Source organism: Rathayibacter sp. AY1C6 (assembly GCF_002931535.1).
GTDB lineage: Bacteria > Actinomycetota > Actinomycetes > Actinomycetales > Microbacteriaceae > Rathayibacter.
Window position 1 is genome coordinate 143,182 of record NZ_PSWC01000005.1, and the last position, 14,782, is coordinate 157,963.

A 14,782-nucleotide genomic window follows, 5' to 3' on the forward strand; every position below is an offset into this window, starting at 1 on the left:
CGGGGAGCGTGCGGGCGCGACGGCGCGGAGCGGAGGCGCACCCCGGCGAGCGGGGCGGGGCTCACAGATGCCGGTAGACGTCGGCCGTCGTCAGTCCCTTGGCGAGCATGAGCACCTGCAGGTGGTAGAGCAGCTGCGAGATCTCCTCGGCGGTGCGCTCGTCGCCCTCGTACTCGGCGGCCATCCACACCTCGGCGGCCTCCTCGACGATCTTCTTGCCGATGAAGTGCACGCCGGCGTCGAGCTCGCGGACGGTGCCCGAACCCTCGGGACGGGCGGCGGCCTTCTCGCCCAGCTCAGCGAAGAGGTCGTCGAAAGTTTTCACCGGGGAAGTCTATACGGCGGCCGGGCGCGGGCCACCTCAGTGCCGGTGCAGGTGAGCGGTCGCCGTCTCGCGCAGCGACGCGATCGCGGCCTCCGGGTCGTCCGCGCCGAAGACCGCGGAGCCCGCGACGAAGGTGTCGGCTCCCGCCTCCGCTGCGATCTCGATCGTGCCGGGAGCGATCCCGCCGTCGACCTGGAGCCAGACGTCGAGCCCGGTGCGGTCCACCACGTTCCGGAGGGTGCGCAGCTTGGGCATCGTCTCCTCCATGAAGGACTGGCCCCCGAAGCCGGGCTCGACCGTCATCACGAGGACCTGGTCGAACTCGGGCAGGAGGTCGAGGTAGTCGTCCACCATCGTGCCCGGCTTGAGCGCGATCCCCGCCCGCGAGCCGATCTCGCGCAGGCGCCGCGCCAGGGCCACGGCGTCGCGCGCGGCCTCGGCGTGGAAGGTCACGGAGTAGGCGCCGGTCTCGGCGTAGTCGGGGGCCCACCGGTCGGGGTCGTCGATCATCAGGTGCAGGTCGAGCGGCCGGGGCGAGACGTCCTGGAGGCGCTGGACCATGGTCAGCCCGAAGGTGAGGTTCGGCACGAAGTGGTTGTCCATCACGTCGACGTGCACCAGGTCGGCTCCGGCGATGCGCTGCAGCTCGGCCTCGAAGTTCACGAAGTCGGCGGAGAGGATGCTGGGGTTGATCCGTGCGGGCATGCCTCCAGCCTAGATCGGAGCGTCCTCCGCGTCCGCCCGGCCGAGCGCGTTCCCGCTCCGGAGGGGTCAGGCGTCTCCAGACGCCGCCTCGAGGGGCCGGCGGCGGAGGAGCTGGACGAACATGGCGTCGGTGCCGTGTCGGTGCGGCCAGAGCTGCACGTGGAGGGTGCCCTCCGGCAGCGGGAGCGGGTCCGCCGTCACCGCGCGCAGCGCGGCCGGCGTGTCGACGAGCTCGAGCTCGTGCCGCTCCTGCGCGAGGGCGAGCACGCGCCGGGTCTCGCCGAGGTGCGGCGAGCAGGTCACGTAGGCCAGCAGGCCGTCGGGAGCGAGAGCCCTCACCGCGGAGTCGAGCAGCTCGCCCTGGAGGGCGGCCAGCGGCTCCACGTCGGCCGCGGACTTGCGCCAGCGCGCCTCGGGCCGACGCCGCAGCGCACCGAGACCGGTGCACGGCGCGTCGAGGAGGATGCGGTCGAACGATCCCGGCTGCTCGTCGCCCAGGTCGCGCCCGTCGCCGGTGCGCACCTCGACCGACGGATCGACGGCGGCCAGCGCCTGCCGCACCAGGCCCGCGCGGCCCGGAACCACCTCGTTGGCGAGCAGCGCCGCCCCTCCTGCGCGCGCCTCCGCCGCGAGCAGCGCCGCCTTGCCGCCGGGTCCCGCGCACAGGTCGAGCCAGCGCTCGCCCGGGCGGACCGGCCGTGCTCGGGAGAGCGCCAGAGCGGCGAGCTGGGAGCCCTCGTCCTGCACGCGCACGCGGCCCTCGTGCACCGCGGGGAACGCCTCCGGGTCGCCGCCGGTGCTGGTCATGCCGACCGGCGAGAACCGGTCGGGTTCGGCGTCGGCGATCTCGCCGGGAGACGCCAGGCCCGGCAGAGCCACCAGGTTCACGCGCGGAGCCGCGTTGTCGGCGGCGAGCAGCGCGTCGAGCTCGTCGGCCGCCCCCTCCGCCGCCAGCGCCCGTCGCAGGGCGCGCACGATCCACACGGGGTGGGAGCTCAGCGCGGCGATCCGGTCGTCCCCGGAGACCGCGGCCGCGGAGACCCGCTCGCGCCACTCGCCGGCGCTCGAGCGCGAGACCGCGCGCAGCACGGCGTTGGCGAAGGCCACCGCTCCCCGCGAGGAGCCGGCCGCGACGAGCGCGACGCTCTCGTTCACCGCGGCGTGCGGGGCCACGCGGGTCGCGAGCAGCTGGTGCACGCCCAGGCGCAGCGCGTCGAGCACGGGCGCATCGATGCTCTCGACGGACCGGCCGGCCGCGAGGGCGATCACGCGGTCGTAGTAGCCGGACATCCGCAGGGTGCCGTAGCAGAGCTCGGTGGCCAGTCCCGCGTCGGCGGGCGAGAGGCCGGCGGCGCTGATCCGCGCGGGCAGGACCAGGTTGGCGTAGGCGTCCGACCCGCTCACCGCGAGCAGGACGTCGTAGGCGACCCGGCGGGCGGGAGCGGCCTCGCGACGGGCGCTCATGCGAGCACCGTGCTCTCGCGCAGGCCGCGGGCCCAGGCGGCGCCGGCCATCGGGGTCCTGCCGGCGGGCTGGACGGTGACCAGCTCGACCGCTCCGTCCGCGGTGCCGACGAGGGCGCGCCCCGCGTCGAGGCGGACGACGCCGGGAGCGAGGTCCCCCTCGGCCGCGCGGACCGCGAGCACCTTGAGGCGCGCGTCGCCCACCGCGGTCGAGGCTCCGGGCTCGGGAGTCGTTCCGCGCACGAGCGCGAGGACCCGCGCGGTCGGGAGGCTCCAGTCGATCCGGCCGTCCGCGGCGTCGAGCTTGGGAGCGGGGGTCGCCTCTCCGGCCTGCGGAGTAGCGACGGCCGTGCCCTCCTCCAGCGCGTCGACCACGCCGAGGGTGAGGCCGGCGCCGCTCCCGGCCAGCTCCGTCAGCAGCTCGCCCGCGGTGCGCTCCCCCGCGTCGACGGCGAGCTCGGCGTACACGTCACCGGCGTCGAGCTCGGCGACCAGCTGGAAGACGCTCGCGCCGATCCGCGTGTCGCCCGCCATCAGCGCCCGCTGGACGGGAGCCGCCCCGCGCCAGCGCGGCAGCAGGGAGAAGTGCAGGTTGATCCAGCCCAGGCGCGGCACCGCCAGCAGGCGCTGCCGGACGAGGCCGCCGTAGGCCACGATCACGCCGAGGTCGGGGGCGAGCTCCGCGATCCGGTCGGTCACGTCCTCGTCGAGGCGGTTCGCCCGGATCACCGGGATCCCCAGCTCCTCGGCCGTGACGGCGACCGGCGAGGGGGTGAGCACGCGCTTGCGGCCCACCGGGGCGTCCTCCCGGGTGACCACGGCGACGACCTCGTGCGCGGAGGCGGCGAGGTCGCGGAGGGTCGGAACGGCGGCGGCGGGCGTGCCGGCGAAGACGAGGCGCACGGGGGTCTCCTGGGGAGTCAGAGGATGTCGGGGTCGTCGAGACGGACCCGGAGCCGGGGGGCCGGCCGGAAGCGGCCGGGCGTGGTCGGCGGGCGACGACGGCGCGTGGCGTTGCGGATCACGGCGGAGCGGAGGCGCGCGGCCACATCCGCACCGCGAGCGTAGTCGAACCGGACGATCGCCCGGACGGAGCCGTCCTCGAGCCCGACAGGACCGAGGACCTCGTGCCGGTCGTCCTCGTCGAGCGCGTCGAGCGCCTCCTCCACCGCGTGCGCGTCGCCGCTCACCGTGGCCAGGCGCACCGCGGGCGGGAAGCGCAGAGCGCGCCGCTCCTGGAGCTCGGCCCGGAGGTACTCGGCCTGCCGCCAGGTCGCCAGGGCGGTCGCGAGCCGACCGCCGACCCCGACCAGGAGGACCGGCGCGCCCGGGCGGGCCAGCGCCGCGGCGTTCGACCAGGTGCGAAGCGCGTCGTCGGCGACCCGCAGGCTCTCGCGGGCCAGCATCCGCTCGCCGTCCAGCAGAAGGACGGCGTGGTAGCCGCCGTCGGCCCGCGGCTCCGCCCCGCGCGTGGCCACGACGAGCGCGGGCTCGTCGGGGAGGGTGAGCACGGGGCGCTGCCCGTCGGCGACGATCACCTTGGCACCCGGGAAGGCGCGTCCGAGCTCCTCCGCGGTGCGGCCCGCGCCGAGGGAGACGAGGCGCAGAGCCGTCGCCTGGCAGACGGAGCAGGTCCAGTCGGCCGCGATCAGGCCGCACCAGCCGCAGCTCGGCCGCCCGCCCTCGGAGTGCACGCCGAGCGGACCCTGGCAGCGGTTGCAGCGTGCGACGGTCCGGCAGCGGGCGCAGGCGACCACCGGCGCGTAGCCGGGGCGCGCGACCTGGACCAGCACGGGACCGGAGTCGAGGGCCTTCCGCGCCTCCCGCCAGGCGGAGGAGGGGATGCGCGCTGCCGCGTCGTGCTCGTCGGCCGCCCACTGCTGGGCGGTCGGCACGACGTGCGGGCGGCGGCTCGGCCGCGGCTCCACCTCGGTCGCGAAGCCGATCTCGACGAGCCGCTCGACCTCGACCGTGCGCGTGTTGCCGAGCAGGACGAGGCCGGCGCCGCTCTGCTCCTGCCGCACCAGGGCGACGTCGCGCGCGTGCGCGTAGGGCGCGAGCGGCTCGGCGAAGAGCGGATCGCCGTCGTCCCAGAGCGCGATCAGGCCGAGGGCGGAGGAGGGCGCGTAGAGGACGGAGCGGTTGCCGACGACGACCCGCGGCCCGGGATCGAGGCAGCGGACGAAGGCGGAGTAGCGCTCGGCGCCCTTCTGCCGCGCATCGAGGCGCACCACCGCCTCCGCGGGGACGAGGGCGGCGAGAGCGAGCTCCAGCTGCTCCTGGTCGCGGTAGTCGGGGACGGCCAGGATCGCGTCGCGGCCCGCGGCGAGCGTGTCCCGGGCGAGCTCGGCGAGCGTGACGGCCCAGCCGCCGACCCACGCGCCCGAGTCGAGCCTCACCGGAGCCGGCACGGCGCCGACCGCCAGCCGGGCCCCCTCGGCGAGTCCAACGAAGGAGGCGTCGGGGTAGCCCGTCACGCCGCCCGCCTCGACCGCGGGCGCCGCAGGAGCGGGACCCGCGGCGAGTCGCGCCTTCTCGACGCGGACGTGGCGGCGCGGCACGGCCAGGCGCAGCACGTCGCTCGCGCCTCCGGAGGCGCGGTCGGCCACCCGGCGGGCGAGGGCCCAGACCTCCGGGGTCAGCACGACGAGCGGCGAGACCAGCTCCTCGATGCCGCTGAGCGCTCCGGCGTGCTCGGTCCCCTCCCCCGTCTCGACGACGAACGCGTCGGCGATCCGGCCTCCGGTCCGCAACGGCACCCGCACGCGCACGCCGGGGACCACCTCGCCGCGCAGCGCCTCCGGCACCGCGTAGTCCAGGAGCCGGTCGAGCTGCGGGAGGGGCGAGTCCAGGAGCACGCGCGCGACGGCTCCGCTCGTCGCCATCGCCGCCGCGCCCGCTACGAGAGGCCCGCGGCGGAGCGCAGGTCGTCGACCCGGTCGAGGTGCTCCCAGGTGAAGTCGGGGAGCTCCCGGCCGAAGTGGCCGTAGGCCGCGGTCTGCGCGTAGATCGGGCGGAGCAGGTCGAGTGCGTGGATGATCGCGGCCGGGCGCAGGTCGAAGACCGAGCGGATCGCCTCGGTGATCGTCTCGTCGGAGACGGTGCCGGTGCCGAAGGTCTCGACGTAGAGGCCGACCGGGGCCGCCTTGCCGATGGCGTAGGCGACCTGCACCTCCAGCCGCGAGGCGAGCCCCGCGGCGACCGCGTTCTTGGCGACCCACCGCATGGCGTAGGCGGCCGAGCGGTCCACCTTCGACGGGTCCTTGCCCGAGAACGCGCCGCCGCCGTGGCGGGACGCTCCGCCGTAGGTGTCGACGATGATCTTGCGGCCGGTGAGCCCGGCGTCGCCCTGAGGGCCGCCGATCTCGAAGCGGCCCGTCGGGTTGATCAGCAGGCGCACGGCGGAGGAGTCGAGGTCGACCGTCTCGAGGACGGGGCGGATGACGTGCGCCGCGATGTCCGCGTGGATCGTCTCGGTGCTGACGTGCTCGGCGTGCTGGGTGGACAGGACGACGGTGTCGATGGTGGACGGCGTCGTGCCGTCGTAGCCGATGGTGACCTGGGTCTTGCCGTCGGGTCGGAGGTAGTCGAGCTCGCCCGACTTGCGGACGGCGGCCAGGCGCTCGGCGAGGCGGTGCGAGAGCCAGCTCGGCAACGGCATGTATTCGGGGGTCTCGTCGGTCGCGAAGCCGAACATCAGGCCCTGGTCGCCCGCGCCCTGGCGGTCGAAGGCGTCCTCGCCCGCCTCGGAGGAGCGGACCTCGAGCGCCGTGTCGACGCCCGCCGCGATCTCGGGCGACTGCTGGCCGATCGAGACCGAGACGCCGCAGGAGCGGCCGTCGAAGCCCTTCTCCGAGGAGTCGTAGCCGATCTCGACGATCGTGTCGCGCACGATCTTGGGGATCTCGACGTAGCCGCTCGTGGAGACCTCGCCCGCGACGTGCACGAGCCCCGTCGTGACCAGCGTCTCGACGGCGACCCGGCTGTGCGGGTCCTCGCGGAGCAGGGCGTCGAGGATGCGGTCCGAGATCTGGTCGCAGATCTTGTCCGGGTGGCCCTCGGTGACGGACTCGGAGGTGAACAGGCGGAGGGGACCGGAGGTCATGCTTCTCTTCTCGTCCCGGCTCGTGCGGACCGGGGTCGTTCGTACCGGGAGTGGCCTGGCGGGCGCGATGCCGGGCGGCAGGCGATCGGCGCCTGGGCGGGCGGACCGGCGGGGCTAGCGCACGACCGCGTCGAGGACGCGATCGGCCACCTCCGCCTTGCTGCCCGAGGCCTCGCCAACTATATCGCCGGCCCGATCGAGGACCACGACGGCGTTGCTGTCGCTCTGGAAGCCCTCGGCCCAGCCCACCCTGTTGAGGACGAGCAGGTCGCAGCCCTTGCGGGCGATCTTGGCGCGGCCGAGCGCGAGCATCGCGTCCCGGTCCGGCTCGGTCTCCGCGGCGAAGCCGACGACGATCTGCCCCTCCCGCCGGGAGGCGGAGATCTCGGCGAGGACGTCCGGGTTCTTGACGAGCTCGAGGACGAGACGGTCGCCCTGCTGCTCCTTCTTGATCTTCGCGTCGGCGACCGCGGCGGGCCGGTAGTCGGCGACGGCCGCGGCCATGATCACGACGTCCGCGCCGGTGGCCGCGGCGATGGCGGCCTCGCGCAGCTCGAGCGCGGTGCCCACCGGGAGGACCGTGACGCCCTCCGGCGCCGGCACGTCGAGGTTCGCGGCGAGGAGGGTGACCTCCGCGCCCCGGGCCGCAGCGGCCAGCGCGAGCGCGACGCCCTGCCTGCCGCTGGAGCGGTTGCCGACGAAGCGCACCGGGTCGAGGGGCTCGCGGGTTCCGCCGGCGGTCACGAGGACGCGCACGCCCGCGAGGTCGCGGCGGGCGGAGGCGGAGCGGGCATGGACGGCGAGGGCCTCCGCCACGATCGTCTCGGGCTCCTCCATGCGGCCGGGGCCCGAGTCGGCGCCGGTGAGGCGGCCGACCGCGGGGCCGACGACGTGCACGCCGCGGGAGCGGAGCACCGCCGTGTTCGCGACGGTGGCGGCGTTCGCCCACATCTCGGTGTGCATCGCGGGGGCGACCACGAGCGGGGCGGTGCTCGCGAGCACCGTGTTGCCGAGCAGGTCGTCGGCGAGGCCGGCGGCGAGCTTGGCGAGCGTGTGCGCCGTCGCGGGCGCGATCACGATGAGGTCGGCGGCCTGGCCGATGGCCACGTGCCGGACCTCGGCGACGCCCTCGTAGAGCTCGGTGTGCACCGGGTTCCGCGAGATGGCCTCGAGGGTGGGCTTGCCGACGAAGCGCAGCGCGGCCTCGGTCGCGACGACGTGCACGTCGTGCTCCGCGAGGACCAGCGCGCGGACGACTCCGACGGCCTTGTACGCGGCGATGCCGCCGGTGATGCCGACGACGACGTTGAGCCGTCGGCCGGCCTCGAGAGAGGAGCCCACCCGGAGGGGACTACTCGGCGAGGGGCTTGGCGACGAGCTTGTCCTCGTTGATCTCGTGCAGTGCGACCGAGAGGGGCTTGTCGTCGATGGTGGAGTCGACCAGCGGGCCGACGTTGTCGAACAGGCTGCCCTCGTGGAGGTCGGCGTAGTAGTCGTTGATCTGGCGGGCGCGCTTGGAGGCGAAGATCACCAGCGCGTACTTGGAGTCGACCTTCGAGAGGAGCTCGTCGATGGGCGGGTCGATGATGCCGAGGTTGTTGGCCATGGGTGTCTCCTTGCAGGCGCATCAGCGCCGATCTGCGGCTCCGGAGCAACACGGCGCGCGGGCTCCGAGGGGCGTGTGCCCGGTGGGACCCGGGGCGTCGGCCCGGAGGTGGTCGGTGGCCCGGTCTCAGCGGCCCGGGTCAGCGGGCGCGCCGTCGGCACGAGGCGACATCAATTCTACGACCTCGCGGGCCGCTTCGGGCACGGTGCTGTTGACGACGGCGAAATCGAACTCGTCCTGCGCGGCCAGCTCCACCTTCGCGGTGGCCAGACGGCGCTCCTGCTCCTCCGCGCTCTCGGTGCCGCGGCCGACCAGGCGGCGGACCAGCTCGTCCCAGCTCGGCGGCAGGAGGAAGACCAGCCGCGCGTCCGGCATCCGCTCGCGCACCTGGCGGGCACCCTGGATGTCGATCTCGAGCATCACCTGCCGGCCCTGCTCCAGCGCGGCGTCGATGGGGCCGCGGGGCGTGCCGTAGCGGTGAGCGTTGTGGACGACGGCGTACTCGAGGAACTCCCCCGCCGCGACCATCCGGTCGAACTCGGCGTCGTCGACGAAGTAGTAGCTGACGCCGTCCACCTCGCCCGGACGCGGGGCCCGGGTGGTGGCCGAGACCGAGAGCAGGACGTCCGGGTAGTTCTCGCGGATGTAGGTCGACACGGTGCCCTTGCCGACCGCGGTCGGACCGGCGAGGACGAGCAGGCGGTTGCGGCCGGGGCGGCGCTGCCGCGACTCCCGCTCCTCCAGGAACGACGACAGGCCCTCGACCTGGCGCCGGCCGAGCCCGCCGAGGCGCTTCGACTCGGCGATCCGCAGCTGGTCCATCACCCGGGGCGTCTTCACCACGCCGAGTGCGGGCACGGCGCGGAGCAGCTCGCTGACGCGCATCCGCCCCTCGACTCCGAGCGGCTCGGCCTGGGCCGCCGCGAGCACGGCGGTCGCGGGGCGGCGTCCGGCGGCGACGGCCTTCTTGACGGCGGCGCGGGCACGGCGCGCCGCGATCGCGGCCTCGGAGGCGGCGCGCCGGTCGACCTCGGGCGGCGAGGGACGGCGCACGGCCTCCGGGCGCGAGGAGGCGCCGGGATCGGGGCTGACGGTTTCAGCGGACAAGGGTCTCCTGGATGTCGGTCGCGCGGCGGGTGATCTCGGCCGCGATCCCCGAGGGGCCGGCGCCGAGCACGCTCCGCGACTCGCTGACGATGGTGGCGGCGCTCAGCGCGCCGAACAGCCGCTGCGCGTCCGCGACGGCCGCGCCCTGGTGGCCGAAGCCGGGCGCGAGCACCGGGAGTGCGGGGTGCAGCGGCTCGTCGATGCCGATGCCGAAGTCGCCCAGGGCGACCGTGGCGCCGAGCACCACGCCGACCGAGCCGATCGACGCGCGAGCGTGAGCGTCGTTCCAGGATGCCACGTCCGCCACGACCGCGCGTGCCACGGTGTATCCCGCCCGGCCGCCGTCCTGCACGAGGGCGCGCTGCACGGGACGGGCCTCGGGGTTGGAGGTGGCTGCGAGGACGAACACGCCCTTGCCCGCCTCCTCCGCGAGGGTCAGCATCCCCTCGAGGGAGCCGAGCCCCTGGTAGGCCGCGGCGGTCATGGCGTCCGCCTCGAGCGGCGAGCCGGGCCGGAGCCACGCCTCGGCGTAGGCGGTGACGCTCGTGCCGATGTCGCCGCGCTTGACGTCGGCGATCACCAGCAGTCCGGCCTCGCGGGCGTCGGCGAGCACGCGCTCGAGCGCGGCGTAGCCCGCCGAGCCGTGCCGCTCGAAGAAGGCGATCTGCGGCTTGACGACGCCTACACGGCCGGCCGCCGCCTCGACGACCGTGCGGCCGAAGCTCTCGAGCCCGGCCGCGTCGTCGGCGAGGCCCCACGCGTCGAGCAGGTATGCGTGCGGGTCGATCCCGACGCAGAGCCGGCCGTGCGCGGCGAACGCCGCCTCGAGGCGCGAGCCGAAGGAGGCGGTGCCCGCCGCGCCGCCGCTCACGCGGTGCGCTCCGCGCGGCGCAGGGCGTAGTCCTGCAGGCTCGTCACCTCGAAGGGCTCGTTCGCCGCGTCGAGCGAGGCGACCGCGGCCGCGAGCTGGGCGATCGTGGTGAACAGCGGCTTGTCCGCGGCGACCGCGGCGGCGCGGATCTCGTAGCCGTCGGCGCGGGTCGCTCCTCCGCTGGGCGTGTTGATCACCACGTCGACCTCGTCGCGGGCGATCAGCTCGACGATGGAGGGCGCGTCGCCCTCGGCGGTCTCGCTGTACTTGCGGACCACGCGGGCCTGGATCCCGTTGCGGTTCAGCACCTCGGCCGTGCCCTCGGTCGCGAGGATGTCGAAGCCGAGCTGGCGCAGGCGCAGCGCGGGCAGGACGATCGAGCGCTTGTCGCGGTCGGCGACCGAGATGAAGACGGTCCCGCTCGCCGGCATGCCGCCGTACGCGGCGTCCTGGCTCTTCGCGAAGGCGCGCGGGAAGTCGCGGTCGATCCCCATGACCTCGCCGGTGGAGCGCATCTCGGGCCCGAGCAGCGAGTCGACGATCTGGCCCTCCTTGGTGCGGAAGCGCTTGAACGGCAGGACCGCCTCCTTCACCGCGATGGGAGAGTCCATCGGGACGTCGGAGCCGTCGCGCTCGGGCAGCAGGCCCTCGGCCTTCAGCGCGGCGATGGTCTCGCCCACCATCAGGCGCGACGCGGCCTTCGCGAGCGGGATGCCCAGCGCCTTCGACACGAACGGCACGGTGCGCGAGGCCCGGGGGTTCGCCTCGAGCACGTAGAGCACGCCCTGGCCGATCGCGAACTGGACGTTCAGCAGTCCCCGGACGCCGACGCCCTGCGCGATCGCAAGGGTCGCCTCCCGCACCTGGTCGATCTGCCGGCGGCCGAGCGTCACCGGCGGGAGCGTGCACGCCGAGTCGCCGGAGTGGATGCCGGCCTCCTCGATGTGCTCCATCACGCCGCCGATGTAGAGCTGCTCGCCGTCGAAGAGCGCGTCGACGTCGATCTCGATCGCGTCGTCCAGGAAGCGGTCCACCAGCAGCGGGTGCGCCTCGTCGATGATCCCCTCGCCGGCCATCCGCTCGAAGTAGTCCTCGAGCTGGGGCGTGCCGTAGACGATCTCCATGCCGCGCCCGCCGAGGACGAACGACGGACGGACGAGGACCGGGTAGCCGATCTCCACCGCGACCTCACGAGCGCCGTCGAGGTCGGTCGCGGTGCCGTTGCGCGGAGCGAGAAGCCCCGCCTCGTCGAGGATCCGCGAGAACGCGCCGCGCTCCTCCGCGAGGTCGATGTTCGCTGGGGTGGTGCCGAGGATGGGCACGCCGGCCGCCTCGAGGCCCGCGGCGAGCCCGAGCGCCGTCTGGCCGCCCAGCTGCACGACGACGCCGACGAGCTCGCCGGACTGCGACTCCGCGTGGATGACCTCGAGCACGTCCTCGAGAGTCAGCGGCTCGAAGTACAGGCGGTCCGAGGTGTCGTAGTCGGTCGAGACCGTCTCGGGGTTGCAGTTGATCATGATCGTCTCGAAGCCCGCGTCCGAGAGCGCGAACGAGGCGTGCACGCAGGAGTAGTCGAACTCGACCCCCTGGCCGATGCGGTTGGGGCCGGAGCCCAGGATGACGACCTTGCGGCGGTCGGCGGCGACGACCTCCGTCTCCTCGTCGTACGAGGAGTAGTGGTACGGCGTGAGCGCCGGGAACTCGCCCGCGCAGGTGTCGACGGTCTTGTAGACCGGGCGCACGTCCAGCGCGTAGCGGGTGCGGCGGACCTCCGCCTCGTCGAGCCCGCGGAGCTCGGCGATCTGCGCGTCCGAGAAGCCGTGGTCCTTCGCCAGGCGGAGGAGTCCGGCGTCGAGGCCGTCGTGCTCGCGCACCAGGTCGGCGATCTCGTTGATCAGCACGATCTGGTCCAGGAACCAGGGGTCGATCTTCGTGGACTCGAACGCCTGCTCGACCGTGGCTCCCAGGCGCAGCGCCTGCTGCACGGTGACGATGCGGCCGTCGGTCGGGGTCCTCGCGATCTCGAGGAGCTCCTCGACCGAGCGCTCCTGCGCGCCCCAGTGGAACGACGAGCCGCGCTTCTCGAGCGAGCGGAGCGCCTTCTGCAGCGCCTGCGCGTAGTTGCGGCCGATCGCCATCGCCTCGCCCACCGACTTCATGGTCGTGGTCAGCGTCTTGTCGGCGGCCGGGAACTTCTCGAACGCGAACCGCGGGACCTTCACGACCACGTAGTCCAGCGTCGGCTCGAAGCTCGCCGGCGTCACCTTGGTGATGTCGTTCGGGATCTCGTCCAGGCGGTAGCCGATGGCGAGCTTCGCGGCGATCTTGGCGATCGGGAAGCCGGTCGCCTTGGAGGCGAGGGCGGAGGAGCGGGAGACGCGCGGGTTCATCTCGATCACGATGATCCGGCCGTCCGCCGGGTCGATCGCGAACTGGATGTTGCAGCCGCCGGTGTCCACGCCCACGTCGCGGATGATCCGGATACCGATGTCGCGCAGCTTCTGGTACTCGCGGTCGGTGAGGGTCAGCGCCGGTGCGACGGTGATCGAGTCGCCCGTGTGCACGCCGACGGGGTCGACGTTCTCGATCGAGCAGACGACGACCGTGTTGTCGGCCGTGTCGCGCATGAGCTCGAGCTCGTACTCCTTCCAGCCGAGGATCGACTCCTCCAGGAGAACCTCGGTGGTGGGGCTCTGGTGCAGGCCGTCGCCGACCATCCGCACCAGCTCCTCGCGGGTGTAGGCGAAGCCGGAGCCCAGGCCGCCCATGGTGAACGACGGGCGGATGACGAGGGGGTAGCCCAGGTCCTCGGCGTACTCGATCGCCTCGTCGACGGTGTGCGCGATGTAGGACTTCGCGACGTCGGCGCCCGCGTCCAGCACCAGCTGCTTGAAGATCTGGCGGTCCTCGCCGCGGTTGATCGCCTCGAAGCTCGCGCCGATGAGCTCGACGCCGTACTTCTCGAGGATCCCGAGGTCGTGCAGCTGGATGGCCGCGTTCAGGGCCGTCTGCCCGCCGAGGGTCGGCAGGATGGCGTCCGGCTTCTCCTTGGCGATGATCGCCTCGATCGCCTTGGGCGTGATCGGCTCCACGTAGGTGGCGTCGGCGAAGTCGGGATCGGTCATGATCGTCGCCGGGTTGGAGTTGACGAGGATCACGCGCACCCCCTCGGCACGCAGCACGCGGCAGGCCTGGGTGCCGGAGTAGTCGAACTCGACGGCCTGTCCGATGACGATCGGGCCGGAGCCGATGACCAGGACGCTCTGGATGTCTTCCCTGCGCGGCATTACTTCTGCTCTCCGATGCTGCTGGTCGTGGGGATGTCGGTGGGCTCCGAGGCCCCGCGCCCGGCCGTGCGCTGCACGACCATCTCGCGGAAGCGGTCGAAGAGGTGGTTGGAGTCGTGCGGGCCGGCCGCCGCCTCCGGGTGGTACTGCACCGAGAAGGCGGGGATGTCGAGGCAGCGCAGGCCCTCCACGACCGAGTCGTTGAGGGAGTAGTGGCTGACCTCGACGCGGCCGAAGCCCTCGGGCGAGTCCAGCTCGCCCTCGATCGGCGCGTCCACGGCGAACCCGTGGTTCTGCGAGGTGATCTCCACGCGGCCGGTGAGCTTGTCGAGCACGGGCTGGTTGATCCCGCGGTGGCCGAACGGGAGCTTGTAGGTGCCGAAGCCGAGAGCGCGCCCGAGCAGCTGGTTGCCGAAGCAGATGCCGAAGAACGGCAGGTCGGCGCGCAGGGTGGTGCGCAGCAGCTCGACGTGGCGGTCCGAGGCATCGGGGTCGCCGGGGCCGTTGGAGAAGAAGAGCGCGGACGGGTCGAGCGCGAGCACCTGCTCGGCGGTCACGGACTCGGGCAGCACGTGCACGTCGAAGCCGCGCTCCGCGAGGTAGTTGACCGTCGAGGTCTTCACCCCGAGGTCGATGACCGCGACCGAGCCGACGCGCTCGCCGCGGGCGGGCACCGTGTACTGCTCGTCGGTCGAGACCGAGGAGGACAGGTTGAGCCCCTGCATCTGCCGGCCGCCGAGGACCAGCGCGAGCTGCTCCTCCTCGGGGAGGGCGAGGTCCTCGCCGGAGAACACGCCGGCGCGCATCGAGCCGGCCGAGCGGATGTGGCGGGTGATCGCCCGGGTGTCGACGCCGGAGATCCCGACGATGCCGTCGGTCTCCAGGTCGTCGCCGAGGGAGCGCTGCGCGCGGAAGTTGGAGACGACGCGGGAGGGGTCGCGGACGACGTAGCCGGCGACCCAGATGCGGCGCGACTCCATGTCCTCGTCGTTGGTCCCGGTGTTGCCGATGTGAGGCGCGGTCTGCACGACGATCTGGCCGGCGTAGCTCGGGTCGGTCAGCGTCTCCTGGTACCCGGTCATGCCGGTGGCGAAGACGATCTCGCCCAGGGTGCGGCCTCGGGCGCCGTAGGCCTGTCCCCGGAATCGTCGTCCGTCCTCGAGGACGAGGACGGCGGTGGGTTCGGTGCTGAGGCGTGTCGTTGGCACGGACTAGGAGCCCTTCTGGGTCGTGTCGGGGCCGCCGTCGGCGGCTCCGACACGACCCAGAAGGGCTCCTAGTCCGTGCCAACGACACGCCTCAGCACCGAACCC

At 73.6% G+C, this 14,782-nt stretch carries 12 protein-coding genes; all 12 read right to left on the reverse strand.

Going from position 1 to position 14,782, the window contains the following annotated elements; all coding sequences use genetic code 11:
• Positions 1-61 precede the first annotated feature (61 nt).
• Positions 62-325 carry a phosphoribosyl-ATP diphosphatase gene (locus tag C5D36_RS05285; RefSeq protein ID WP_055791842.1) on the reverse strand — a complete coding sequence of 88 codons (264 nt, stop codon included), beginning with the start codon at positions 323-325 and terminating at the stop codon, positions 62-64.
• Between the two features lie 36 nt (positions 326-361).
• On the reverse strand, positions 362-1,030 hold the full coding sequence (rpe, locus tag C5D36_RS05290) for a ribulose-phosphate 3-epimerase (protein WP_104232661.1): 669 nt from the start codon (positions 1,028-1,030) through the stop codon (positions 362-364).
• Between the two features lie 66 nt (positions 1,031-1,096).
• Entirely contained in the window at positions 1,097-2,494 is a 1,398-nt protein-coding gene (locus C5D36_RS05295; RefSeq protein WP_104232662.1) for an RsmB/NOP family class I SAM-dependent RNA methyltransferase, read from the reverse strand.
• Positions 2,491-3,396, reverse strand: coding sequence for a methionyl-tRNA formyltransferase (locus C5D36_RS05300; RefSeq protein ID WP_104232663.1), 906 nt, complete (start codon positions 3,394-3,396; stop codon positions 2,491-2,493). Before C5D36_RS05300 ends, C5D36_RS05295 begins: the two co-directional genes overlap by 4 nt.
• 17 nt (positions 3,397-3,413) lie before the next feature.
• Entirely contained in the window at positions 3,414-5,378 is a 1,965-nt protein-coding gene (locus C5D36_RS05305) for a hypothetical protein (RefSeq protein WP_104232664.1), read from the reverse strand.
• A 14-nt stretch (positions 5,379-5,392) separates the two neighbouring features.
• Positions 5,393-6,598, reverse strand: a complete 1,206-nt coding sequence (gene metK, locus C5D36_RS05310; RefSeq protein ID WP_104292130.1) for a methionine adenosyltransferase — start codon at positions 6,596-6,598, stop codon at positions 5,393-5,395.
• 114 nt (positions 6,599-6,712) lie between these two features.
• Positions 6,713-7,939, reverse strand: coding sequence for a bifunctional phosphopantothenoylcysteine decarboxylase/phosphopantothenate--cysteine ligase CoaBC (coaBC, locus tag C5D36_RS05315; RefSeq protein ID WP_104295339.1), 1,227 nt, complete (start codon positions 7,937-7,939; stop codon positions 6,713-6,715).
• Between the two features lie 10 nt (positions 7,940-7,949).
• Positions 7,950-8,204 carry a DNA-directed RNA polymerase subunit omega gene (gene rpoZ, locus C5D36_RS05320; protein ID WP_104221835.1) on the reverse strand — a complete coding sequence of 85 codons (255 nt, stop codon included), beginning with the start codon at positions 8,202-8,204 and terminating at the stop codon, positions 7,950-7,952.
• Between the two features lie 126 nt (positions 8,205-8,330).
• Positions 8,331-9,257, reverse strand: a complete 927-nt coding sequence (gene gmk / locus C5D36_RS05325) for a guanylate kinase (protein ID WP_181028723.1) — start codon at positions 9,255-9,257, stop codon at positions 8,331-8,333.
• A 43-nt stretch (positions 9,258-9,300) separates the two neighbouring features.
• Positions 9,301-10,182: an orotidine-5'-phosphate decarboxylase gene (pyrF, locus tag C5D36_RS05330; RefSeq protein WP_104232667.1), complete on the reverse strand. Its 882-nt coding sequence runs from the start codon at positions 10,180-10,182 to the stop codon at positions 9,301-9,303.
• Positions 10,179-13,469, reverse strand: a complete 3,291-nt coding sequence (gene carB, locus C5D36_RS05335) for a carbamoyl-phosphate synthase large subunit (RefSeq protein WP_104221829.1) — start codon at positions 13,467-13,469, stop codon at positions 10,179-10,181. The genes pyrF and carB overlap by 4 nt, the downstream gene beginning before the upstream one ends.
• A complete protein-coding gene (gene carA / locus C5D36_RS05340) occupies positions 13,469-14,677 on the reverse strand; it encodes a glutamine-hydrolyzing carbamoyl-phosphate synthase small subunit (protein ID WP_104295340.1) in 1,209 nt (402 codons plus the stop codon). The genes carB and carA overlap by 1 nt, the downstream gene beginning before the upstream one ends.
• Positions 14,678-14,782 lie beyond the last annotated feature (105 nt).